Origin of the sequence: Pseudoalteromonas sp. BZK2, from assembly GCF_014349195.1 — a bacterium.
GTDB classification, from domain to species: domain Bacteria; phylum Pseudomonadota; class Gammaproteobacteria; order Enterobacterales; family Alteromonadaceae; genus Pseudoalteromonas; species Pseudoalteromonas simplex.
This window is the reverse complement of the sequence record NZ_JACSOG010000012.1, coordinates 1-22,755: the sequence shown is the minus strand read 5'-3', so window position 1 is coordinate 22,755 and position 22,755 is coordinate 1. Positions and strand designations below refer to the sequence as shown.

General features: G+C 42.2%; 22 protein-coding genes. 8 read left to right on the top strand and 14 right to left on the bottom strand.

All coding sequences use genetic code 11. The features are described from left to right. Nucleotides 1–8: 8 nt before the first annotated feature. Genes rplV through rpsJ form a run of 7 tightly spaced genes read right to left on the bottom strand, consistent with a single transcriptional unit; the run spans nt 9 to nt 3,389 of the window. Nucleotides 9–341 (bottom strand): 50S ribosomal protein L22, encoded by a 333-nt coding sequence (gene rplV, locus BIZ38_RS08895; protein ID WP_004588690.1) that lies wholly within the window; start codon nt 339–341, stop codon nt 9–11. Nucleotides 342–355: 14 nt separating this feature from the next. Continuing rightward, the gene (rpsS, locus tag BIZ38_RS08890) at nt 356–634 is read right to left on the bottom strand and encodes a 30S ribosomal protein S19 (RefSeq protein ID WP_010376377.1); all 279 of its coding nucleotides are present in this window, start codon (nt 632–634) and stop codon (nt 356–358) included. Nucleotides 635–650: 16 nt separating this feature from the next. Beyond that, nucleotides 651–1,475 (bottom strand): 50S ribosomal protein L2, encoded by an 825-nt coding sequence (rplB, locus tag BIZ38_RS08885; protein ID WP_054552369.1) that lies wholly within the window; start codon nt 1,473–1,475, stop codon nt 651–653. 17 nt (nt 1,476–1,492) lie between these two features. Beyond that, nucleotides 1,493–1,795 (bottom strand): 50S ribosomal protein L23, encoded by a 303-nt coding sequence (gene rplW, locus BIZ38_RS08880; protein ID WP_054552368.1) that lies wholly within the window; start codon nt 1,793–1,795, stop codon nt 1,493–1,495. After that, complete coding sequence (gene rplD / locus BIZ38_RS08875) at nt 1,792–2,397, bottom strand: 50S ribosomal protein L4 (protein WP_062568199.1); 606 nt, start codon at nt 2,395–2,397, stop codon at nt 1,792–1,794. The genes rplW and rplD overlap by 4 nt, the downstream gene beginning before the upstream one ends. Before the next feature lie 17 nt (nt 2,398–2,414). Beyond that, nucleotides 2,415–3,050 carry a 50S ribosomal protein L3 gene (rplC, locus tag BIZ38_RS08870; protein WP_036974218.1) on the bottom strand — a complete coding sequence of 212 codons (636 nt, stop codon included), beginning with the start codon at nt 3,048–3,050 and terminating at the stop codon, nt 2,415–2,417. A gap of 27 nt (nt 3,051–3,077) precedes the next feature. After that, the gene (rpsJ, locus tag BIZ38_RS08865) at nt 3,078–3,389 is read right to left on the bottom strand and encodes a 30S ribosomal protein S10 (protein WP_002957900.1); all 312 of its coding nucleotides are present in this window, start codon (nt 3,387–3,389) and stop codon (nt 3,078–3,080) included. 431 nt (nt 3,390–3,820) lie between these two features. Between rpsJ and plsB the strand changes: the two genes are divergently transcribed. Continuing rightward, nucleotides 3,821–6,271: a glycerol-3-phosphate 1-O-acyltransferase PlsB gene (plsB, locus tag BIZ38_RS08860; RefSeq protein ID WP_187490138.1), complete on the top strand. Its 2,451-nt coding sequence runs from the start codon at nt 3,821–3,823 to the stop codon at nt 6,269–6,271. Here the strand turns inward: plsB and tesB are convergent. Then, nucleotides 6,268–7,125 (bottom strand): acyl-CoA thioesterase II, encoded by an 858-nt coding sequence (gene tesB / locus BIZ38_RS08855; RefSeq protein WP_187490137.1) that lies wholly within the window; start codon nt 7,123–7,125, stop codon nt 6,268–6,270. The two genes, plsB and tesB, sit on opposite strands and share 4 nt — an antisense overlap. A gap of 79 nt (nt 7,126–7,204) precedes the next feature. Between tesB and BIZ38_RS08850 the strand changes: the two genes are divergently transcribed. Both BIZ38_RS08850 and BIZ38_RS08845 read left to right on the top strand, forming a co-directional pair. Beyond that, nucleotides 7,205–7,666 carry an EVE domain-containing protein gene (locus tag BIZ38_RS08850; protein ID WP_138618051.1) on the top strand — a complete coding sequence of 154 codons (462 nt, stop codon included), beginning with the start codon at nt 7,205–7,207 and terminating at the stop codon, nt 7,664–7,666. Between the two features lie 85 nt (nt 7,667–7,751). Beyond that, nucleotides 7,752–8,783, top strand: a complete 1,032-nt coding sequence (locus tag BIZ38_RS08845; protein WP_187490136.1) for a cytosolic protein — start codon at nt 7,752–7,754, stop codon at nt 8,781–8,783. Nucleotides 8,784–8,809: 26 nt separating this feature from the next. Here the strand turns inward: BIZ38_RS08845 and BIZ38_RS08840 are convergent, their stop codons facing one another. After that, the gene (locus tag BIZ38_RS08840; RefSeq protein ID WP_054563926.1) at nt 8,810–9,022 is read right to left on the bottom strand and encodes a hypothetical protein; all 213 of its coding nucleotides are present in this window, start codon (nt 9,020–9,022) and stop codon (nt 8,810–8,812) included. A gap of 43 nt (nt 9,023–9,065) precedes the next feature. Then, nucleotides 9,066–10,130 (bottom strand): potassium channel family protein, encoded by a 1,065-nt coding sequence (locus BIZ38_RS08835; RefSeq protein WP_187490135.1) that lies wholly within the window; start codon nt 10,128–10,130, stop codon nt 9,066–9,068. Between the two features lie 145 nt (nt 10,131–10,275). Here BIZ38_RS08835 and BIZ38_RS08830 point away from each other — a divergent pair, with 145 nt between their 5' ends. Beyond that, the gene (locus BIZ38_RS08830) at nt 10,276–11,229 is read left to right on the top strand and encodes a chemotaxis protein CheV (protein ID WP_054554500.1); all 954 of its coding nucleotides are present in this window, start codon (nt 10,276–10,278) and stop codon (nt 11,227–11,229) included. 115 nt (nt 11,230–11,344) lie between these two features. Then, complete coding sequence (locus BIZ38_RS08825; protein WP_054554501.1) at nt 11,345–12,658, top strand: short-chain fatty acid transporter; 1,314 nt, start codon at nt 11,345–11,347, stop codon at nt 12,656–12,658. 668 nt (nt 12,659–13,326) lie between these two features. Here BIZ38_RS08825 and BIZ38_RS08820 read toward each other — a convergent pair. After that, complete coding sequence (locus tag BIZ38_RS08820; protein WP_187490134.1) at nt 13,327–14,343, bottom strand: metalloprotease; 1,017 nt, start codon at nt 14,341–14,343, stop codon at nt 13,327–13,329. A 173-nt stretch (nt 14,344–14,516) separates the two neighbouring features. Between BIZ38_RS08820 and BIZ38_RS08815 the strand changes: the two genes are divergently transcribed. Beyond that, nucleotides 14,517–15,737, top strand: a complete 1,221-nt coding sequence (locus BIZ38_RS08815) for an EAL domain-containing protein (protein ID WP_054554503.1) — start codon at nt 14,517–14,519, stop codon at nt 15,735–15,737. Here the strand turns inward: BIZ38_RS08815 and BIZ38_RS08810 are convergent. Continuing rightward, the gene (locus BIZ38_RS08810; protein ID WP_054554517.1) at nt 15,734–16,798 is read right to left on the bottom strand and encodes a hemolysin family protein; all 1,065 of its coding nucleotides are present in this window, start codon (nt 16,796–16,798) and stop codon (nt 15,734–15,736) included. The two genes, BIZ38_RS08815 and BIZ38_RS08810, sit on opposite strands and share 4 nt — an antisense overlap. A 144-nt stretch (nt 16,799–16,942) precedes the next feature. Here BIZ38_RS08810 and BIZ38_RS08805 point away from each other — a divergent pair, with 144 nt between their 5' ends. Next, nucleotides 16,943–19,438, top strand: a complete 2,496-nt coding sequence (locus tag BIZ38_RS08805; protein WP_187490133.1) for an alpha/beta hydrolase family protein — start codon at nt 16,943–16,945, stop codon at nt 19,436–19,438. Between the two features lie 165 nt (nt 19,439–19,603). After that, nucleotides 19,604–20,308, top strand: coding sequence for a response regulator transcription factor (locus tag BIZ38_RS08800; RefSeq protein WP_187490132.1), 705 nt, complete (start codon nt 19,604–19,606; stop codon nt 20,306–20,308). 7 nt (nt 20,309–20,315) lie between these two features. Here the strand turns inward: BIZ38_RS08800 and BIZ38_RS08795 are convergent, their stop codons facing one another. Next, entirely contained in the window at nt 20,316–21,827 is a 1,512-nt protein-coding gene (locus BIZ38_RS08795; protein WP_187490131.1) for a YifB family Mg chelatase-like AAA ATPase, read from the bottom strand. A 39-nt stretch (nt 21,828–21,866) separates the two neighbouring features. Continuing rightward, on the bottom strand, nt 21,867–22,481 hold the full coding sequence (locus BIZ38_RS08790) for a trimeric intracellular cation channel family protein (RefSeq protein WP_138600951.1): 615 nt from the start codon (nt 22,479–22,481) through the stop codon (nt 21,867–21,869). Between the last annotated feature and the right edge of the window lie 274 nt (nt 22,482–22,755).

Here is a 22,755-nt window from a genome sequence, read left to right as displayed (position 1 = left end):
TTATACTCCTAGCTATCTGAAACCACAACAGTGATGTGGCTTGTACGCTTAAGGATGCGGTCTGCGCGTCCTTTAGCACGTGGCATAATACGCTTCATTGTTGGACCATCGTCCACAAAGATCGTAGTTACACGAAGCTCATCAATGTCAGCACCTTCGTTATGCTCTGCGTTAGCAATAGCAGACTCAAGTACTTTTTTAACTAATACAGCCGCTTTTTTAGGGCTGTACGCCAGGATTTCTAGAGCGCGATCAACCGGAAGTCCGCGGATCTGATCTGCAACTAGACGTGCTTTTTGCGCCGAACCAGAGGCGAATTTATGTTTAGCTAATGCTTGCATTTATCATTCCCCTCTTAACGTTTCTTCGCTTTCTTATCCGCAGCGTGACCGCGGTAAGTACGAGTTGGTGCAAATTCACCTAGTTTGTGACCGATCATTTCGTCTGTGATGAACACAGGAACGTGCTGACGACCATTATGGACAGCGATGGTCAATCCGATCATGTTAGGTATGATCATTGAACGACGGCTCCAAGTTTTAATTGGCTTCTTGTCACCGCTTTCCAACGCTTTCTCTACCTTCTTCAGCAAGTGTAGGTCAATAAAAGGACCTTTCTTGAGAGAACGTGGCATGGCTATTCCTCAACTATTATTTAGTACGACGACGTACGATAAATTTATCAGTACGCTTGTTCTTACGTGTCTTAGCACCTTTAGTCGGTTTACCCCATGGAGACACAGGATGACGACCACCAGATGTACGACCTTCACCACCACCGTGCGGGTGATCTACCGGGTTCATGGCAACACCACGAACTGTCGGACGGATACCACGCCAGCGATTTGCACCAGCTTTACCTAGTGAACGAAGCATATGCTCAGCATTACCTACTTCACCAAGTGTTGCGCGACAGTCAGCTGGAACTTTACGAACTTCGCCAGAACGAAGACGTAGAGTTACGTATTGACCTTCACGAGCAAGGATTTGAACGTATGCACCAGCAGAACGTGCGATTTGCGCGCCTTTACCTGGTTTTAATTCTACGTTGTGAACAGTCGAACCTACAGGCATGTTACGCATTGGTAACGTGTTACCAGCTTTGATTGGTGCATCAATACCAGATTGGATTGAATCACCAGCTTTTAAGCCTTTAGGTGCAATAATGTAACGACGCTCACCGTCTGCATATAATACAAGAGCGATGTTTGCGCTACGGTTTGGATCATACTCTAGACGCTCAACAACAGCTGGAATGCCATCTTTAGTGCGTTTAAAGTCGATTACACGGTAATGATGCTTATGACCACCACCGATGTGACGAACCGTGATACGACCTTTGTTATTACGACCACCAGACTTAGAGTTTTTCTCTAGTAGTGGTGCGTAAGGTTTACCCTTATGTAGATCTGGGTTAACCACTTTAACCAGGTGACGACGACCCGCAGAAGTTGGTTTACACTTTTGAAGTGCCATAATTCTAACTCCCCTTATTACTCGGCGCCGCCGACAAAGTCTAGCTCGCTACCTTCTTTAAGAGTAACGTAAGCTTTCTTCCAGTCTGAACGACGACCGAAACGCATGCCAGTACGTTTTGTTTTACCCTTAACGTTTAGTGTGCGAACACCAGTTACTTCTACTTCAAAAAGCTTTTCTGCTGCAGCTTTGATTTCAGCTTTAGTTGCATCAGAAGCTACTTTGAAAACAATCGTGTTGTTCTCTTCAGCAGCGATAGTGCTTTTCTCAGAGATGTGTGGAGCAAGGATCACTTTTAAAAGACGTTCTTCACGGATCATGCTAGCGCCTCCTCAAGTTGCTTAACAGCAGCAGCTGTAATAAGTACCTTATCGAAAGCGATTAGGCTTACAGGATCGATACCAGCTACATCACGCGTGTCAACCTTGTATAGGTTACGTGCCGATAAGAAAAGATTCTCATCTACTTCTTCAGTCACGATTAGAACATCTTTAAGCTCAAGTTCTTTAAGCTTAGCAACTAGTTCTTTAGTTTTTGGTGCTTCAAGACCAAACTGCTCAACAACGATTAAACGCTCTTGACGAACTAATTCAGATAAGATGCTTTTGATCGCACCGCGGTACATTTTACGGTTTACTTTTTGGCTGTGATCTTGTGGTTTAGCTGCGAAGCTAACGCCACCTGAACGCCAAATTGGGCTACGAATTGTACCAGCACGTGCACGGCCAGTACCTTTTTGAGACCATGGTTTTTTACCACCACCGCTTACTTCAGAACGTGTCTTCTGAGCACGAGTACCTTGACGAGCACCTGCTGCGTAAGCAACAACTACTTGGTGTACTAATGCTTCGTTAAACTCACGTCCAAAAGTAGCTTCAGAAACTTCAAGAGCGCCAGAAGCGTCTTTAATTGCTAATTCCATCACTAAATCTCCAGGACTTATGCTTTAACAGCTGGTTTAACGATAACGTCACCGCCGATAGCGCCAGGTACTGCACCTTTAACTAAAAGCAAGTTACGCTCAGCGTCAACGCGAACTAGTTCTAAGTTTTGAGTCGTTACACGCTCAGCACCCATGTGACCGGCCATTTTCTTACCTTTAAACACCTTACCAGGTGATTGGTTTTGACCGATTGAACCAGGAGCACGGTGAGATAGAGAGTTACCGTGAGTAGCGTCTTGCATGCTGAAGTTCCAGCGCTTAACACCACCTTGGAAACCTTTACCTTTAGAAGTACCGGTTACGTCAACTTTGTTGATTTCGTTGAATAATTCAACAGTAAGCTCAGCGCCTACTTCAAAATCGCCTTCACCACCATTTAGGCGGAATTCCCACAGACCGCGACCCGCTTCAACACCAGCTTTAGCGAAGTGACCCGCTGCTGCTTTGTTTACACGGCTTGCTTTTTTAGTGCCTGCGGTTACTTGAAGCGCGTTATAACCGTCAGTTGCTTCAGATTTGATCTGAGCAATGCGGTTAGGTGTCGCTTCGATAACTGTCACAGGGATAGATACACCATCTTCAGTGAAGATACGTGTCATACCCACTTTACGACCGACTAGACCTAATGCCATTTTCCTAAAACCTCTCTAATCTTCCGATTAACCCAGGCTGATTTGAACATCAACACCAGCAGCAAGATCTAAACGCATAAGAGCGTCAACAGTCTTGTCAGTTGGTTCTACGATGTCGATCAGACGTTTATGGGTGCGGATTTCGTACTGATCACGCGCGTCTTTGTTAACGTGCGGTGAAGTTAGTACAGTAAAACGTTCAAAGCGTGTAGGTAGTGGGATTGGACCACGTACTTGTGCGCCAGTGCGTTTCGCAGTTTCCACGATTTCCGCCGTTGATTGGTCAATCAAACGGTGGTCAAAAGCTTTTAGGCGAATACGAATGCGTTGATTTGACATTCTTAAACCTCAATATAAAGAGCATTTAAAAAGAGCATAAAAAAACGACCGAAACAATCTTAATAACTAAGATGTCGGCTGCTTTCTTATATCTACGTTGAATTCCAAATCGGAATTCCTGTTTATTAGCTTGAAATCCAAGCTTAATCTTTCCTTCCAAGTTCCCGAGGGAATTTTGAAAGCCTGCGTATTATAGATAGATTGGTGATAAATGCAACAACTATTTTGAAAATCTCAAAGGTCTAAATTAAATTTTGTTTAATTTTCGAACTTTATCAATAACATTAGCGTCTTTAAATTATACTTGTGCGAGTAAAGAGGCTAGAAAATCGCTTTTAAATGGTCAGTCCAGTTAATAATTGTTATTCTATGCCGCTTATTTTTGACCACACTCGGTCTATTTAATATCTACTAATAACTTTGGTGAGTTGATGCATATCATTAATCGTTGTTTAAATTTCATTTCTGCCGGTATGAACCGCTTGTTTGTAAAAAGTAAGGTGCTGCCAGAGAATCCGATTGAACAATACAATCTAAACCCAGCCAACCCTACTTTCTATATTGTTAGGCTAAATGCACGCTCTGATTTAGCAGCACTGGCGCGGGTATGTAAAAAATACGGCTTACCTAACCCGACCGAAGAGCAGTTATTAGGTAATGCAGAACTTGATCGCTTTATCGGTATTCAAAACCCACCACCGCTATTTGGTAACAAAAGCAAACCTAGCAATGCTCTGCAGCAAGGCAAACAAATTATTGACCACCTGATGCAATCAGGTGAGAAAAACGTCCAAGTGATCCCAGTGACTATTTTATGGGGCCGCAACCCAGGCAAAGAAAAACCAGGTTTAGGTACTTTGGTGTCTCATTCATTAACACCCAGCTGGTTTCGTAAGTTCTTTGTGTTGCTATTTTCTGGGCGCGATAACTTTATTCGCTTTAGTCAGCCACTCGATTTATCGTTATTGGTGAATGAAAAAGCCGATGTTGATGAACTACCTCATAAGCTTTTACGTGTAGCCCGCGTGCACTTTCGTCGTCAAAAACTGGCAGCGACTGGCCCGAAAATGCCATCACGTGAACAGCTATTTAATTCGCTACTTGCCTCACCAACAATAAAAAAAGCAATTCAAATAGAAGCGAAAGAAAAAAACATTAGCCAAGAGCAAGCGCGCCAAAATGCGCTAAAGCTACTTGATGAGATTGCCGCTAATTATAGCGATGCCACCATTCGTGTTGCAGACCGTATTTTAACGTGGCTGTGGAATAAGCTTTATAACGGGATTGATATTAAGTTTTCAGAACAAGTGCATGAGCTCACAGATAAAGGCCACGAGATTATCTATATGCCTTGTCATCGCTCGCACATGGATTACTTATTGCTGACCTATTCTATTTACCATTTAGGCTTAGTTCCGCCGCATATCGCTGCGGGTATCAACTTAAACTTCTTTCCAGCAGGGGGGATTTTCCGTCGCAGTGGTGCTTTCTTTATTCGCCGCTCATTCGCGGGCAATAAGTTATATTCAGCTGTATTTAAAGAGTACCTGAGCCAGTTATTTATCAAAGGCTATTCAGTAAAGTTTTACACTGAAGGTGGTCGTAGCCGAACTGGTCGCTTGCTACCGCCAAAAACAGGTATGCTCGCCATGACATTACAAGCCATGTTACGTGGCATTGATCGCCCTATTTCAATTGTGCCTGTATACATTGGCTATGAGCACGTAATGGAAATTAATACCTACTTAAAAGAGCTTGCCGGTAACGATAAAAAAGGTGAGTCGGTATTAGGTATCTTTAAGGCAATTAAAAACCTTAAAAACTATGGTCGTGGTTATTTAAACTTTGGCGACCCTATATCGATAAACCAATATCTCAATGATCAACAACCTGATTGGCGAGAGTCGATTCACCCAACTGATGTTCAGAAACCACAATGGCTTGGACCACAAGTCGCTAACCTCGCTGATAAAGTCATGGTTAATATTAATAGCGCCGCTGCACTCAATGCGGTGAATCTACTTGCGATGATATTACTGGTTAATGATAAACACGCATTAAGTAAACCAAAGCTGATTACTCAGCTTGAGTTTTATCTACATTTACAGCGTAGCGCCAGCTACAGTGAAAAGGTGACCACACCAGACGAAAGCGCCGAGCAGCTACTAGAGCATGCCCTTAAACTTAATAAGTTTGATGTGATCAGTGACGAGTTTGGCGAAATTATCGCTATTAACGATAAAGAAAAAACACTGTTCAACTACTACCGTAATAACGTGTTGCACTTGTTTGCAGTACCGAGCTTATTGGCGCTGCATTTATTCAAAGCACATCAAACTACCATGGCAGATTGCCAAGCCTTAATTGCACGTTTTTACCCGCTATTTGCCAAAGAGTGGTTCTTGCATGAGTTAGATGAAAACTACATTACGCGCGTACTTGCAAGCTTCGTTGATCAGGACCTGATTGAAATTGATAGCGATAATATCAAGATCACAAACAGCAACGACTGCTTAGCGAAACTCGAAATGCTTGGTCGTGCTCTAAGCTTAACACTACAACGCTACGCTATCGTGGTTGGTTTTATTCAAACTAGCAGTGGTATTGAGCGTGAAGAACTTGAACACGAAAGCCAAGTGTTAGCAGAGCGCTTGGGCACCTTGCACGGCATTAAAACCCCTGAGTTCTTCGACAAAAAAGTACTTATTGGTTTTATTTCAAGCTTGCGAGAGCAAAAGCTAATTACCGAAACAGAGCAAGGCTTAACGGGTAGCAATGAACTATGTGAGGTGTATTTATACCTTAAAGCATTGCTGCCAGCACGGGTCTGGCAGTCAATTGACGATATAGTGCAAAGCCAAGCTCAGCACACAAAAGATTAACGCTGACGCATAACCCCCTCTTGGATCGTTGAGGCAACCAAATTGCCTTGACGGTCAAAGAACTGACCTCGCACCAAACCACGACCAGAGCTCGCACTTGGGCTATCAATCGAATATAAAATCCAATCGTCTAGTCTAAACGGGCGGTGAAACCACATTGCATGGTCAATCGTTGCAACCTGCATATTCGGCTGCATAAACGATACGCCGTGCGGCTGTAATGCAGTTGGTAAAAACTCAAAGTCAGATGCATACGCAAGTAAGTAATTATGAATGCGCTGATCGTCAGGCATCTCACCATTAGCTTTAAACCAAATATGCTTAACTGGCTCCATCACTTGTGGTTTGAATGGGTTATGAAAAGTCACAGGGCGCATTTCAATTGGTACTTCTCGGATGAACTTATTTCGAATTGGTTCAGGAATAAGCTCTGCATTTGCTTGGTAAAATTCAAGCGATGACTTTAATTCTTCAGGCTGTGGTACATCAGGCATCTGCGTTTGGTGTGATAAGCCCTCTTCTTCACCTTGGAAAGAAGCGGTCATGTAAAAAATCGGCTTACCATATTGAATTGCTTTGACACGGCGAGTACTAAAACTTTTACCATCACGTATATTCTCTACATCATAGACAATCGGCTTTGCAGCATCACCTGGGCGCAAAAAGTAAGAGTGTAAAGAGTGAACAATGCGTCCTTGTGGTAATGTTTCTTTTGCGGCAGATAGGGCTTGGCCCATTACTTGGCCACCGAAAACCGCTCTAAATCCTAAATCTTGGCTTTGCCCGCGATACAAGCCTTGCTCAATCTCTTCTAACGACATTAATGACAGTAGGTCATCTAATACTTGGCTCATTTATTTATCCTCAATCCCGACAAGCGTTTAATGATACTATAGACTAATTGGAAGTAAATCTTTGTAAGAGCACCTCATTATGGCTTATTGGCTTTTTAAAACCGAACCCGATGCATTTTCAATTGATGATCTAAAAAACGCACCGGAGCAAACCTCTATGTGGGATGGCGTGCGTAATTATCAAGCCCGCAACTTTCTTCGCGATGGTATCAAGCACGGTGACTTGGTGATGATTTATCATTCAAGTTGCAAACAGGTGGGTGTTGCAGGTATCGCTACGGTAACTCGCGAAGCTTATGCCGACCCAACACAGTTTGATTTAAATAGCGATTACTACGACGCCAAAGCAACCGCTGATAACCCGCGCTGGTTTGTGGTCGATGTGCAATATCAATCACACCTTAAAAAGTTAGTTAGCCTGCAAGCGATTAAAGCCAATGATGCAATCACCGAAATTGCCCTTAAAAAAGGCGGCCGATTGTCAGTAATGCCTGTCACCGAACATGATTGGCAACAAATCATCGCAATGAGCGAGGGCTAAGCGTATAAAGTAGCGGCCATTTTTAATGAGCTGCTATTTTTGCTATAATTTCGCCCCTTTATTTTAGAGGTACTAAGGGGGATGTATGAAATTACTGTATTGGTTAGAGGAATGGACCCGTCTTCCCCGCGATGAGCAACAAAGCCTTGTACCTATGACTGGCGGTGATTTGCTCGGCGATGTTTATGTAAAATACCATATCATTGATGCCAATAAGCCCCTGCTAATTACCTTCTCTCCTGCTGGAACAAATTATCAAGAACATGATATTACTGATGATTTTTCGCCTTGGGCTTATAAGCTCGCGAAAAAGCAAGATGTGAATATTATCGCCTTTCAACATTTAGGCATTAGCAACTGGTTTAGGCACCGCAATCTGTTGTTTTTCATTGAGCAGCTAGCACCACTGATTGGCGGATTCAAAGAGCGGTTAGGTTATGGTTTGAGCCGAGGAGGCTTTGCCGTTGGCGCCTTTGCCAATCTATTAAAGCTTGATAAAGTTTTACTCTTTCACCCTGTTAGCACAAAAAACAAAGAAAAAGCACCATGGGATGACCGTTCAAGCACTGACATCGCGCAAAAATTCGATTGGAACGGTGACTACCACGATTTAGATTTAGGCCATGCAAAGGGTTATATTATTTACGACCCAACTAATCGTATCGACCGAGCTCATGCTAAACGTTACCCACAACTCACCCACTTACGCGTGTTCGGTATGGGCCATAGTGTTCATGCAACATATTTAAATAAGTTTGGCTTTTATAAAGATGTTGCTGTTGATTTTATAAGCCACCAGCAAGTTGATATAGCTCAGTTCCGCCAGCAAACCAAAACGCTACGCTTTAAAGAAGACTATTATCGTCGCCTAAATAAGGCAAACAAGAGTTCGCCACATCGTTTAGCCTTACTAAGCACCGCGCATACAATTTTAGCTGAAGAAAAAGCCGAGCACATGCAAGAGCAAAAAGATGCGATTGATGTGCAACCGCTGATTGATGTTGCAATCAAGCATCAAGATGAGCACCCAAACGATGCAATTAAGGTCTTAGAAGTGGCGCAGCAACTCTCACCGGATGATCCTGTGATAGACCATAAACTAAAACAGTTGAAGTGATAAAGCAGCTGTAAGCTTAAGGTAAGTTAACCCTTGGGTTTTACTTTACGGTGCTTTTTGACTCGCCCGTGTTTAGGGATAATTGTTAAGTACATTACTAAAGCTAACCACGAAAAGAAGATGATACCGATTAACCAAGCATTCTTTTCGTGGCCTTGCGTGCGTTTACTATTAAGCACAATGACCACAGGTAAAATGTAGGCACTGAGTACGATAATTAAAAACACAACTTCATTCATATATACCAATTCACTTAATTAAAAGTATTATTGCGGATTGGTACTATACCAACGCTGACCAATCAACTTCGTCGCTCAAAACTCGTTCAGCAGCGATATAATGCAAAATATCTCCCTCACTTACTACATAATCAAGCGGCGGGTTTAAGTCCATATTTTTTGCACTCAAATTATGTGCGACACCCAGTAATATAGCATCGTGACTATATTTAAAGTGATGAAACAGTTTGCCAAACTCCATTGCTTGCACGCCTTTTGGAATTGGTAAACTAAATTGAGTATCACCGTGCAATGTCGATAGTAACTCTTCTTGCACGCGACTTGAACCCGGGTCTTGCATTGAACGCACTAATATCTCGGCTGATTTAGCACTGCTACATTCTACATTGTGGCAATGCTCATGTAGCATTTCGATTTTAGTTTCATCAGAAAAATGTGCACTAATGTGGCACTGTTCATTTACCAACTTGCTAATACGTAATGCCGTTGTAAACGTTTGGTCATCATCTTGGCCATCAATAATAATTTTATCGGCCCGGCCAATCGCAATTCGGTTCAACTCATCTAGGTCAGTAAAGCTAGTTAAGCGTGCAAAATCAACCATCGGGTTTGCTAAAAATGGATGCTCCATTTGCTCCGTAACGGCCAATAAAATACGACGATCTAAACGTTTATGATCGGCCAAGATATAATCGACCATCTTCTTAGTACGTGTATCATGCCAACCAAAGATAATAATGTGATTGTTTATATGTGCGAAGCTTTTATCACCCGTCATAGCGCGCCTAATTAAATAAGTTACTGTTTGCCCTGTTTTTCCTAACAGAACGCCAAATAATGCTAAACCAAAAGGTATTTGCAGTAATGCGACAATCCAACGGCCAAGCTCAGTGCTCGCACTAAAGTCGCCATAGCCAACTGTTGACGTAGTTACTACATAATAATAAAAATAAGTGCCAAGAGGTGTAAGAGCTTGCTCTCCTGCAAGCATAAGCAGCCACCAAATTAGTAGCATATGCAAAAGCGTGGTAAGCACCACAGCCTGCCAACTTACTTGATCAATATGGCTGCGAATAAGAACTACTATTCGATTAAAAAAATAGTGCATGATCCTTGCAATTTATCGTGGGGGAAATTATCGATACGGTACTGTAATGCAGGATATTTAGCAACAGGCGCTAAATTGAACATACATGTCGATGAAAAATAATAGTAGACTATACTATCTCTGTATTAGGTGTTTAGGGTGAAATATGTCAGGTGTTCTTGCTTCTGTTGATAAGCGTACGCAACTGGTCGGTGAAAACCGCTTAGAGCTTTTGCTATTTTACCTTCACAGCCGTCACTTATTTGCTCTAAATGTGTTTAAAGTTAAAGAAGTAGTAAAGCTGCCACCAATTAGCAAGATCCCTCATGCGCACCCAAAAGTATCGGGGGTAGTAAATATACGCGGTGAATCAATTCCGGTTATTGACTTACGCAAGGCGATTAATATGCCTGAAGCTAAAAACATCGAAGATACAAACCTAGTTATCACTGAATACAACCGCACTGTGCAAGGCTTTTTAATTGGTAAAGTGGATCAGATCATTAATATGACATGGTCAGATATCATGCCACCGCCAACCGCAATTGGTAAAAATCACTACCTAACAGCCTTAACTAAAGTAAAACGCGATGGCCAAGAACATCTAGTTGAAATTATCGATGTAGAAAAAGTGCTCGCCGAAATCGTTGAGTATGAAGTACAAATATCTAATGACATTCTTGATAAAAGTATCGTGAATGAATTTGCAGGCCGCAAAATTCTTCATGCCGATGATTCGCCAACGGCTCGTAAACAAGTAAGCGATACCTTGTCGCAACTTGGCATCGAAATCATACCTGCTCGTAACGGACTTGAAGCACTCGAAATGTTAAAAGGCTGGGCTGATCAAGGCAAAGATGTTGAGAAAGAATTACTCATGGTGATCACCGATGCAGAAATGCCGGCAATGGATGGCTACCGCTTAACACACGAAATTCGTAACGACAGCCGCATGAAAAACCTATATATCGTGCTTAACACATCTTTGAGTGGTAGCTTTAATCAAGCTTTAGTTGAGAAAGTTGGTTGTAATGCGTTTTTATCAAAGTTCCAGCCAATACTGCTAGTCGAAGAAGTTCAGGCTCGCTTAAAAGCGGTGCTTGAGCAAGATTCACAGTAATTAATTTTAGCATTTGTTTTTGAAGGCATAAGCTCAAGCAACGACGTCGCAATTTGCCAATCATCGTTATTCATGATTTATTGGCACTATCGATTCGACGACAACAATAAAAACCATGCTAAATCGCGTTGCTAAACCATTCACTAATCTAGTAGAGCGTTATCTACCCGACCCATTTGTATTTGTTATATTACTCACTTTGCTGAGCTTTATCGTTGCGAGCCTCTTTACGCCATCAACGCCCACGCAAGTGCTCGCGGCTTGGGGTGGTGGTTTTTGGAACCTGCTACAATTCGCCATGCAAATGTTGCTGGTGCTGCTAACGGGCTACATGCTAGCAAGTACCCCGGTGATGCGCAGCATACTCAACAAGCTTGCGACTTTCGCCAACAGCTCTGCCAAAGCGATTATACTCGTTACGCTCGTGTCATTATTGGCTAGCTGGCTAAATTGGGGCTTCGGTTTAGTTATTGGCGCTTTGTTCGCCAAAGCAATTGCGAAACAAACCCGCGTTGATTACCGTTTGTTAGTAGCCAGTGCCTATTCAGGTTTTATTGTTTGGCATGGTGGCTTAGCCGGTTCAGTGCCGCTGACCATCGCAACCGATGGCCACTTTGCACAGCAAAGCATTGGGGTGATAGGTACCGAAAACACAATTTTTTCGGCATTTAATATCGCTATTGTTGTGGGCTTGTTTATTATCATGCCGTTGGTAAATCGCTATATGCTGCCAAGCGAAAAAGATAGTGTTTATGTTGACCCCGCAAAGCTTGATGATGAAACGCAGCAAATAGCAACACCCACCCGCCCTGCTGAAGTCATAGAACATAGTCGTTTGCTTGGTATGGGAGTAGGTGCCGTTGGTCTTGCCTATTTATTTTATTATTTTGTGTTAAACGGAGGCGGCTTAAACTTAAATAGCGTGATCGCAATTTTCTTATTTAGCGCAATTTTACTGCATCAAACACCACATAATTTACTTAGCAGCTTACAGCAAGCAATCCCTAGTGGCGCTGGCATTGTGATTCAATTTCCATTTTATGCCGGGATCATGGCGATTATGGTAAAAACGGGACTTGCTCAACAAATTTCTGAAGGATTTATTGCCATTGCAACAGCCGAAACGCTGCCTTTTTGGAGTTTTTTAAGTGCAGGGTTTGTGAATATCTTTGTGCCGTCAGGCGGCGGTCAATGGGCGGTGCAAGCGCCGATTGTCATTCCTGCAGCACAAACACTTGGCGCGGATATGCCACGGGTTGCTATGGCTGTCGCATGGGGCGATGCTTGGACTAACCTTATTCAGCCGTTCTGGGCACTCCCCGTACTTGCTATTGCCGGCTTAAAAGCAAAAGACATCATGGGCTTTTGCCTTGTACAGCTGATCATCACCGGCGTATTTATATCGTTAATGCTGAGCTTTTATCCTTAAAAAAGCTTTATAAACATCACCTATTAGAAAGGGGCAAAAGCTCATAGCGAGAGCCCCTCTTCAAAACGGTTTGTTTATCAAAGGTAACCAAAACCCTCAATCTGTAGTGCTTCAATCAGCGCCGAAAAGAGGTCTTCACTCTACCCAAGCAATAGTCTATTACTTAAAGTTAGAATTACTGCTCTCGCTCCTTTTATCTCTTTTTAATACAAAACAAACGATCTTAGAAACAACGAAGTACACTAAAATAAACGCAGATATATCGATAAAATAATCTACCAAGCTACTACTTTTTGAAATAGAAAAATCAAAAGTAAAAAAAGCAACTCTGGTTATGATATAAGTGATAAAGAAACTAAATAAAAATTGCTTCATGAACAAAACAACCTCCATTTAATTTAATAGATAATGTCTGTGCTAAAGTGATTACACATATTAACTGCTCACTTTGCTGCACAGTCGCCTCCCTTCTGAACAAGCTCATTGCAAAGTCCTTTTACTGTTCCTCTTGGGTTTAAGATTAGCTAAATATTCTAGTTTCTATAAATCGGAACTTTCTCAAATAGTATCCTTTTTAAATTTAATGCTTAGTCATTTAAATAAGGATTTATATGCACTAACGTGAATTTAAGCACCAAGCGGAATATAACTTAGTGCTTAAATATTAATTAACTTGCTAATATCTTCATTGGTAAGCTTAAGATTGGGCTTTCTGAGTCGGCAAAGTGCATCATCACCGCAACGTGACCTGCAACAACCAGTGCGTACATTACTGCTGAAAAACCTTGCCCGTAAGTATCAAGAGGAATGAGGTGTGAGTAGTGACGCCCGCGCCACTCAAAGATAATCTCAAGTGCCCCTACAAATAAGAAAAACACCAGTAGCATCAAGCCAAAGGTGTAACTCAGCCACAAGCCAAATAACACACCTAATAAACATACACTTAGGCCTATCCATGAACGCATCGAAAAACTAATGCTTTTAAGTACATGGCCACCATCCAAGGGCAGAATAGGTAACAAGTTAAATAGGTTTAACAGTGCACTGAGTACCGCCACACCGGCGAATATTTCCATTTCAGTGGCGTAGTAAAGCACCACTCCCAGCACTGAGGTAATTAAGCCAAAAGCGGGCCCCATGAGTGAGATCACCACGTCTTGCCATCGAGTGGTAATTTTATCATCAGAAACAGCCAAACCACCGACAAAGGGAATAAGGTAAATACCTTTCGTTTTAATGCCAAAATATTTCATTGCGCGCACATGACCGTATTCATGCACAACCAAGCAAGCGATTAACATTAAGGCAAATTCAATGGAAAATAGCCAAGCGTAGCCAGCCACCGAGGCACCCGCTAACGCAGCTTTCACGACTTTTGCACTTTTGAATAATTTAAAACCTAATGCCAGCAAACCAATAATGCCGCGTTTTGGTTCGGCTTCTTGCAACTCAGGTAAAGCAAGTTGACTTACCTGCTGCTGATTAACAAAAATCACTAAGCTTTTTTCGTGCACTTTACTGGTATCAAGGCCAATACGCTGCCCCTGAAAATCAAACTCATAAAGTTTTGGCTCTGGATTATCGAAGGCAATTGCTTGTTGTTGATGAAAAATCTGAATTAACTGTGAGCCGTTTAAATGCAAAATAAAGATTTCATCTGCGAGACTCAACTGAAGTCTGACCATAGTTCTTATAAATACGAATAAAAAGTGCGGCTATTATACTTCGCACAGATAAAATTACGAGTTTCAACCCCTTAAGTGATTGTGCATTTATTATACAAAAAGAAATCAATAAACATGACTTAATGCAATTTTTCTACTACTTTTATAATAGTATTCTCATTCAAGGAATGAATATGGTTAAGTCAAATAGGCACATTCTCGTCGTAGATGATTCGAAAGCAATTTTAATTGTCATGCATGCTATTTTGAATGAGCTCGAAGTCCCTCATATCACCACAAGCCTAAGTGCTGAGGAAGCACTAGAAAAAATAAAAAAAGCCCCGAAATACTTTGATGCTGTTTTTACTGATCTCAATATGCCAGACATGGATGGCATGGAACTTATCCGTCATTTAGGTGCCATGAAATACCAAGGTGCAATTGCCATTATTTCTGAGATGGACCCTAAGGTTATAGACCTAGCTGCAGACTTAGCTCGCAAGCATAACGCTCACTTAATTGGTAATGTTTCTAAGCCAGTACAATTAAATCAAGTTTACTTACTACTTCAAAAGTTGGAACACTTTGCTATTCATGTTGAACGAACTCAGGCGCCTATTTCTGAATCATTACTACTGCATGCTATCAGCCACAATGAAGTGATCCCATTTTATCAGCCTAAAATTAATCGTCATGACAACCGGGTTGAAAGTATTGAAGTATTAGCACGGATCAACACGCGTCAAGAACAAGAAATCATTTTGCCCGAACGCTTTATTTGTGTTGCTGAAGATTTGGACTTGATAAACCTTATTACTTTTCAATTATTTGAAAAAGCCACTAGCGATTTTATTGAAATAAAGGAAAACTTTGATCAAAACTTAAAGCTCGCTTTCAATTTATCACCCTCGCAACTAGAAGACTTAAGCTGCCCAGATAAACTTGCGTTAATCTTACACTTAAATAATTTAACTCCAAGTGAAATCATCCTCGAAATCACTGAGCAGTATGCACTTAGAAGTGCGGCACAGCTCGAAACACTCAACCGTTTACGAATGCGCGGTTTTGGTATTTCGCTCGATGACTTTGGCACTGGCTTTACTAATGTTCAACAACTCAAAACATTACCGTTTACCGAAATTAAGATCGATCGCACCCTGATTAGCAATATTGAAACCGATCAGTTTTCCCAAGTGATTGTTAGTAGCTTAGTGAATATAGCGATACAAGAAGATCTCGCTATTGTAGCCGAGGGCATTGAGCGAGTGGAAGAACTCGAATACCTCGACCGCTACAAAGAGTTTATTCTTATGCAGGGCTTTTTGCTGTGCCGCCCGAAAGCCAAAGAAGACTTTTTAAATTGGTCACTCTCATGGCGACAAATGGTAAAAACCGCAGCAGGACATCGCCGCTAAGGTTGACGCTTATCGTCACTGACGATGGTATTACTAGATGCTAAACGTTGTCGCCAACGCTGTTTGGCGACTTTTTGCATATTAGCTGATTGATCGTGCTCATCAACAATTTCGAGCCCCATTAATGCTTCGATTAAATCTTCAAGGGTGACAATACCTTGCACATCACCGTATTCATCCACGACTAAACAAATATGCGTGCGCTCAGACAGTAAGGTTTCAAGTAAGGTCGGCACATGTAAGGTTTCTGGTACGGTGTAAATAGGCTTAACGAGCTTGCTAATTTTATAGTCTTCACCTAGACGATGATAAGCCAGCATAATGTCATTTTTATGCACAAAACCAATAATATCATCACCATTTTTGTCATAAACCAATACCCGAGAAAACGAAGAAGAACCATGCTCCGCCAAGTATTGGTTTACAGTTAAATCTTTATGTACTTTAAAAAGCACCGTACGTGGTGTCATTAAGGTATCGAGTTTGGCATGACGAAAATGCAGCAGGCTGCGTATAATTTCAGATTCATCTTGCCCAAGGGCTCCTGATTCAGTACCAATATCAGCCATGGCTTCAATTTCTTGGCGAATATAATAGGCTTCATCGTAATTACGCCCTAAAAAGCGCGTTAAAATATCTGCAAACCACACAAAGGGTTTTAGAATAAACACCAACCAAATTAGGCTCACACTAACAATGGGTGTTAATCCTCGCCAATAATTAGCCCCTAATGTTTTCGGAATAATTTCAGAAAGCACCAGAACCAATAGCGTCATAATTGCAGAGGCAACGCCAACCGCAGCATCTGAAAACACCACTGCAGCTTGTGCGCCAACACCAGCTGCGCCTGCCGTGTGCGCTATGGTATTTAACGTAAGTATTGCTGCCAGCGGTTGGTCTATATTGTCTTTAAGCTTACCAACACGTTTTGCCAGTTGTGGTTGTTGCTTTCTGAGCATGGCAACATAACTTGGCGTAATACTTAACAGTACCGCTTCCATCACTGAGCACAAAAACGAAACCGTAATGGCAACAAACATATAAACAAGTAACAATGTCACTGTAAGCCCTCTTAAAAAGTTAACCTGCTCACCATAGCAATTGAAAACCACAAGCTCAAACCCGACTGCAATCTAACGCAGAGCACTTTTTGGCTAATTTGCAGCGTGCTATATTGGTTTAAATTACCTTCAACAGGCGAAACTATGACACTTTCAACTACTTGGCTAAGCCAATCAGCCAAGCTAAAAACAACATTTAGTGCATTAGCGTTATGTGCGTTAAGCAATACTGCGATGGCCGCTGCCATTGATAAATCAGCGGTGCAATTTATTGGCCCTCTTGGCGAAGATATGCAACTTAAGCCATATCAAACGGATCATCGCGATGCCATTATTGCTAACCTATTACCAAGCTTGCAAAACAGCAGCGATAGCATGCGTGTTTTTGGTAATGAACTTGACTGGCAATCATTCGACAAAGTGAGCGCGCTAACACTCGGTGGTTTACAGGCGCTGAAATTTACCGCCTCAACTGAACGTTTTAGCCAAGGCTCATTAACACTTAAAGGCATTGAAAACGCGCAGCTATTTATTGATGGTGAAAAGCAAACAGAAAAAAATAAAAGCTATGAGCTAGCTTTAAGCCAAGGCGATCATCAGTTTATTATCATCACTGAGCAAGTAGCCAACTGGAATGAGGTTGAGCTTGATTTTACGGCTAAGTCAGAACTAGATGCTGTGCAATTTAGTGCTAAAAAACAACTCGGTTTGTCGGCTAAGCAATTATTCGATGCGCCAACGGTTAGTTATATTTCAATGGCACCAAATGGCGATTACTTCATAACTAGCCAACGTCATTACGAAGATGCAACCGCTAATCAAGCGCAATATGTTACTGAGCTTAAAGACGCAAAAAACAATACACTTTATCGCTTTGAGTCAGCCCAGCCGAGTAACATAACTTGGAGCCCAGATAGCAAAAGCTTAGTGTATTTATTAAATGGCGAGCTTAAGCGTTTAAACCTAAAAACCATGCAATTTAGCGTCATTGCTAAAAACCTCGCGGGTGCAAGTGGCTTTCAGTTTTTCGATAACAACAGCTTAATTTTTAGTTGGTCGAAGTCTCCAACAGACAATGGCAAGCTCACTAAACATTACCAAGGCCTGCAAGACCGTTGGTCTTATGCTCGTACCACATCGCAAGTCTATTTACTCGATATCGCCACAGGTCTAAGCAAAATCTTAAGCCAAGGCCCACTTAGCCATTCACTTGAAGATTTTGACGCTAAAAGCGGCCACGTTTTGATGAGCCGCTCTGCACAAGCAATGAAGCTATCACCACAACCAGCAACAGAACTTGTTGAGCTAAACCTAGCGACATCGGCAACTACGGTACTTGGTCAATACAATACATTTAATCAGGCTAAATATACTGACGACGGAATTTATGTCACTGCCGGACCAGATTTTAATAATGGCTTAGGTCGTAACCTTCCTGAAGGGATGCTTGCGAATAACTATGACGGTCAACTTTATTTGCTAAGCCGTGACGGTAAAAAAGCCAGCGCTCTGAGTAAGGCTTTTAACCCAGCTATCGGCCAGTTAAATGTGCTTGAAAACGGTGATGCGCTTATTAAAGTGACCGAGCAAGATACCGTACAACTTTATCAATTCGACTTAAGCAAAAAGCGTTTTAATAAAGTGAATACGGGTTTTGATGTTGTTGAGCAAGTTAGCTACTCACACGAACGCACCCCGCGCATTTTGGTTACCGGCACCACAGCGTCAACACCTCAGCAGTTAAAACAACTAAGCTTAGGTAAAGGTCGCGCTAAAGTAGTGTGGGACTCTAAGCCAATTGGCTATAAAAATACGCAAGTAGCCTCACTGGAAGAGTTTAACTTTACTAATAAAGATGGCATTGAAATTAAAGGCCGCGTTTATTTACCCCATGATTTAGATAGCAATAAACAATACCCTGCACTGGTTTATTATTATGGTGGTACATCGCCAGTAACCCGTGGTTTTACCGGTCGCTACCCATTTAACCTATGGGCTGAGCATGGCTATGTTGTTTACGTTGTACAACCTACGGGCGCAACCGGCTTTGGCCAAGAGTTCTCGGCTAAACACGTCAACGCATGGGGTGAATACACCGCCAACGATATCATCGACGGCACAAAAGCCTTTTTAGATAAATATAGCTTTGTAGATAGTAAGCGTGTAGGTAATTTAGGAGCCTCTTACGGTGGCTTTATGACCATGCTACTCGCAACTAAAACAGATATGTTCAGTGCATCGATTGCTCATGCTGGAATTTCAAACATCACCTCGTATTGGGGCCAAGGTTGGTGGGGTTACTTATACTCAGCTGAAGCATCTAAAAATAGCTACCCGTGGAACAACCCTACACTTTACAGCCAACACAGCCCGGTTTTTCATGCTGACAAAGTAACAACGCCGATATTACTCCTTCATGGTGATTCGGATACCAACGTACCGGTTGGTGAAAGTCACAATATGTACACGGCATTAAAGTTATTAGGTAAAGATGTTGACCTGATTGAGTATAAAGGTGCAGATCACCAAATTTTTGCTCGTGATAAACGCTTCGACTGGTGGAATACCATGTTGGCTTATTTCGATAAAAACTTAAAAGATCAGCCACAATGGTGGCAACACCTTTATCCTGAAAAGTAGTTTAATCACTTGGCTGAGCACTGTGCGAGTGCTCAGCGCTCTCCCTTTTAAGCTAACGCTAAGCTATTAAGTTGTAAGAAATAGTTACAAACCTCACCATGGCACTTCTCAGCCTTTGCCATACAGTGCTAACATTACAACAAATCAAGTGTGAAATTAAAGCGAATGACTATTCAAGTTTTATTGGTTGAAGACGACGAACTACTCGTTAAACGCATTCTTAATCATTTTAAAGAAACTGAGTTTAATATTGAGGTAGATTCAACGGGGGCCGATGCATTAAGCATTGTACAATTGCGTGCTTCATCAAAAAAAGCAATCTCTTTAGCCGTTATCGACATTGTGTTACCAAAACGCGATGGGCTTTTGCTTGCCAAAGAGCTTAATGCACTAACAGACATTGGCGTTATTGTGCTGTCTAGTCGTGACTCGCAAGCTGACCGTATTGCAGGCCTTGCACAAGGTGCTGATGACTACATTTGCAAACCAGTTGATTTACTTGAACTTGAACTTAGAATGCGCGCCCTGTTTAAACGCATAAAAGGCTCTCAGCAAGATGATGAGAGCGAAGAGTTTATTGAATATGCCGACTTTAAACTGCACCCTGATAACCGAACATTAGTCACCCCTAATGGTGAAGAGTCTCGTCTTACTGAAGCAGAACACAAGGTACTTATTTGCCTTATTGCAAATGCGGGTAAAGCGACATCACGTGAAAAAATTTCCGAAGAAATTGGTCAGCCTGACTGGAGCCCAAGCGATCGTACCGTTGATGTACTTATTGGCCGCTTACGTAAAAAACTCAGCGATGAAAAAGACCAAAAGCGTATCGTAACCGTTCGCGGTAAAGGCTACATGCTATCAATTTAAAAGCTCACTAAAACTGCGTTAATTGGCTTATTAGCCGTTCAAACGCACGATAATTCAACGCCTCTTTTAATTCGTTTAAAGTAATTGCTGGCTGTGCTTTTAGGTCGCTAATGGTACGTGCCACTTTAATAATGCGATGATATGAACGCGGTGATAACGCCAGTTTTTCGCTGGCTTTTGCTAAAAACTGCAACTCAGCAGTTGCCAACTCACAATGAATGCTCATTTCTTTATTATTCAAGCGCGCATTCACTTTGCCTTGTCGGTTGAGTTGAATTGCATAAGCTCTTTCGACTCTGGCTCTTACTTGTTCACTGCTTTCTTCTACTTGCGTGCTCTGCAATTGACTACTGGTGAGTCGCGGCAGCTCAATTTGTAAATCAATCCTATCGATAAATGGCCCAGATACCCGAGATAAGTACCGCAATACTTGATCTGGCGTTGCACGCTTATCGGTATGGCTTCCTGTGGGGCTAGGATTTAATGCGGCGATCAGCTGGAATTGCGATGGAAATTCCATTTGTCGTGCCGCTCGCGATATAGTCACCACGCCCGTTTCCATTGGTTCACGCAGTGAATCGAGCACTTTTCTTTCAAATTCGGGTAACTCATCTAAAAACAGAACGCCATTATGAGCGAGAGAGATTTCACCCGGTTTAGGATTTGAGGAACCACCAACAAGGGCAACAGCAGAGCAAGTATGATGTGGGTTTCTGAAGGGGCGTTCACGCCAATTCGATAAATCAACCGACTGACCAATTATCGAATATAACGCGGCAGTGCTAATTGCTTCATCATCCGACATGGTTGGCATAATCGTAGGCATACGCTGAGCAAGCATTGACTTGCCAGTACCTGGAGGGCCAAGAAATAGTAAATTATGACCACCAGCCGCAGCAATTTCTAGCACTCGTTTAGCCCCAGGTTGACCTTTCACATCACTTAAATCGAGTAGCGAGTCACGCTGCGACTGCTGCTCTGGATAACAAATATTAAGTGGCAGAGGTTGCTGATCTAATAAGTCATTCCAAACATCTTGTAAAGAGTAAACGGCCTTTCGAGAAACGCCCGAAACAAGGCTTGCGAGATTATCGTTTTCGGCGGGTAAAAAACAACAGCGCCCCAGCTCTTTCGCTCCTAACACCGAAGGCAAAATAGCATTCACCCCTCTTACCTCACCATTCAATGCCAGTTCTCCGTAAAACTCATAACGATGAATATCGGGGCAGTTTATTTGCCCAGAGGCGACCAAGATACCCACTGCAATAGCCAAGTCAAAGCGACCACCCTCTTTAGGTAAATCAGCAGGCGCAAGGTTGACGGTTATTCGTTGGTCAGGAAAGCCAAACTGTGAGTTTTCGAGTGCGCTACGCACTCTATCTTTTGACTCTTTGACTAACGCTTCAGGCAAGCCAACGATATGAAAAGCAGGTAAGCCGTTGCCTAAGTGTACTTCTACAATCACTTCAGGAGCTTGCACACCTACTTGTGCACGAGAAAATATTCTAGCTAAAGACACGATCCATGATGTCCCTATCATTCATTCTTAATACTAATCTTAGTCGGGATATTTAAAAACGTGTAATGTAAGGTGCCATTTCATTGCAGCTAAACGCAGTGATAAGGTCATAAGCATAGCCAACACCATGGCCATTTCGGTCACTAAACCCAGTGAGATACTTAATGTGTAAACAATCCCACCTGCGATGCAAGTAATAGCATAGAGCTCACCTTTTAACAGCATCGGCATATTTCCAGCCAACACATCACGGATAACGCCACCAAAACACCCTGTGATCACACCCATAATAATCGCGGTGGTATCAGGCATACCGGCAAGCATGGCTTTTTGCGCCCCCATCACCGCAAAAAATGCTAAACCAAAAGCATCTGCCACTTGCAATGCATTAAGTGAAATCGAACGCTGTTTATTGATTAAACGAGTGGTAACAAATACAGAAAGTAATATAGCCCAGAAATAGCTTTGATCATGTAACCAAAATACGGGCACATCTAAAATAACGTCGCGCACAGTTCCACCGCCAATAGCAGTGACTGTGGCTAACACAACAACCCCAAAGCCATCCATTTTTTTGTCGTACGCTAATAGCGTTCCAGAAACAGCAAACACGGCTACGCCGATTAAATCAAACCAATGGTAAAGTTCAGTCATGTTTGTAACTAAAAAGTAATGTTAGTGCCGTTGTAACATAAACTTTTCAATCTTTTAAGCGAAGATTAGATCTAAGTAGGTTAGCTGGTGTGTATTTTGATTTACTACGACTATCAATCCTAAAAAAACAGCCCAGTACTTCATACTGTGCTGGGCTTTATATACCCAAACCATTTCAAGGTGCGAGTTTCAGTTGGAATTAAAAGCGATTTAGGCAAGGCATTGATTGCAAGTAATAGTGGTTCTATTGTTAAAATCAATAACGCAGTATAAA

What these genes read in the sequence shown, in the direction of transcription:
- rplV (WP_004588690.1), bottom strand. Translation starts at nt 341, where the DNA reads ATGCAAGCATTAGCTAAACATAAATTCGCCTCTGGTTCGGCGCAAAAA.
- rpsS (WP_010376377.1), bottom strand. Translation starts at nt 634, where the DNA reads ATGCCACGTTCTCTCAAGAAAGGTCCTTTTATTGACCTACACTTGCTG.
- rplB (WP_054552369.1), bottom strand. Translation starts at nt 1,475, where the DNA reads ATGGCACTTCAAAAGTGTAAACCAACTTCTGCGGGTCGTCGTCACCTG.
- rplW (WP_054552368.1), bottom strand. Translation starts at nt 1,795, where the DNA reads ATGATCCGTGAAGAACGTCTTTTAAAAGTGATCCTTGCTCCACACATC.
- rplD (WP_062568199.1), bottom strand. Translation starts at nt 2,397, where the DNA reads ATGGAATTAGCAATTAAAGACGCTTCTGGCGCTCTTGAAGTTTCTGAA.
- rplC (WP_036974218.1), bottom strand. Translation starts at nt 3,050, where the DNA reads ATGGCATTAGGTCTAGTCGGTCGTAAAGTGGGTATGACACGTATCTTC.
- rpsJ (WP_002957900.1), bottom strand. Translation starts at nt 3,389, where the DNA reads ATGTCAAATCAACGCATTCGTATTCGCCTAAAAGCTTTTGACCACCGT.
- plsB (WP_187490138.1), top strand. Translation starts at nt 3,821, where the DNA reads ATGCATATCATTAATCGTTGTTTAAATTTCATTTCTGCCGGTATGAAC.
- tesB (WP_187490137.1), bottom strand. Translation starts at nt 7,125, where the DNA reads ATGAGCCAAGTATTAGATGACCTACTGTCATTAATGTCGTTAGAAGAG.
- BIZ38_RS08850 (WP_138618051.1), top strand. Translation starts at nt 7,205, where the DNA reads ATGGCTTATTGGCTTTTTAAAACCGAACCCGATGCATTTTCAATTGAT.
- BIZ38_RS08845 (WP_187490136.1), top strand. Translation starts at nt 7,752, where the DNA reads ATGAAATTACTGTATTGGTTAGAGGAATGGACCCGTCTTCCCCGCGAT.
- BIZ38_RS08840 (WP_054563926.1), bottom strand. Translation starts at nt 9,022, where the DNA reads ATGAATGAAGTTGTGTTTTTAATTATCGTACTCAGTGCCTACATTTTA.
- BIZ38_RS08835 (WP_187490135.1), bottom strand. Translation starts at nt 10,130, where the DNA reads ATGCACTATTTTTTTAATCGAATAGTAGTTCTTATTCGCAGCCATATT.
- BIZ38_RS08830 (WP_054554500.1), top strand. Translation starts at nt 10,276, where the DNA reads ATGTCAGGTGTTCTTGCTTCTGTTGATAAGCGTACGCAACTGGTCGGT.
- BIZ38_RS08825 (WP_054554501.1), top strand. Translation starts at nt 11,345, where the DNA reads ATGCTAAATCGCGTTGCTAAACCATTCACTAATCTAGTAGAGCGTTAT.
- BIZ38_RS08820 (WP_187490134.1), bottom strand. Translation starts at nt 14,343, where the DNA reads ATGGTCAGACTTCAGTTGAGTCTCGCAGATGAAATCTTTATTTTGCAT.
- BIZ38_RS08815 (WP_054554503.1), top strand. Translation starts at nt 14,517, where the DNA reads ATGGTTAAGTCAAATAGGCACATTCTCGTCGTAGATGATTCGAAAGCA.
- BIZ38_RS08805 (WP_187490133.1), top strand. Translation starts at nt 16,943, where the DNA reads ATGACACTTTCAACTACTTGGCTAAGCCAATCAGCCAAGCTAAAAACA.
- BIZ38_RS08800 (WP_187490132.1), top strand. Translation starts at nt 19,604, where the DNA reads ATGACTATTCAAGTTTTATTGGTTGAAGACGACGAACTACTCGTTAAA.
- BIZ38_RS08790 (WP_138600951.1), bottom strand. Translation starts at nt 22,481, where the DNA reads ATGACTGAACTTTACCATTGGTTTGATTTAATCGGCGTAGCCGTGTTT.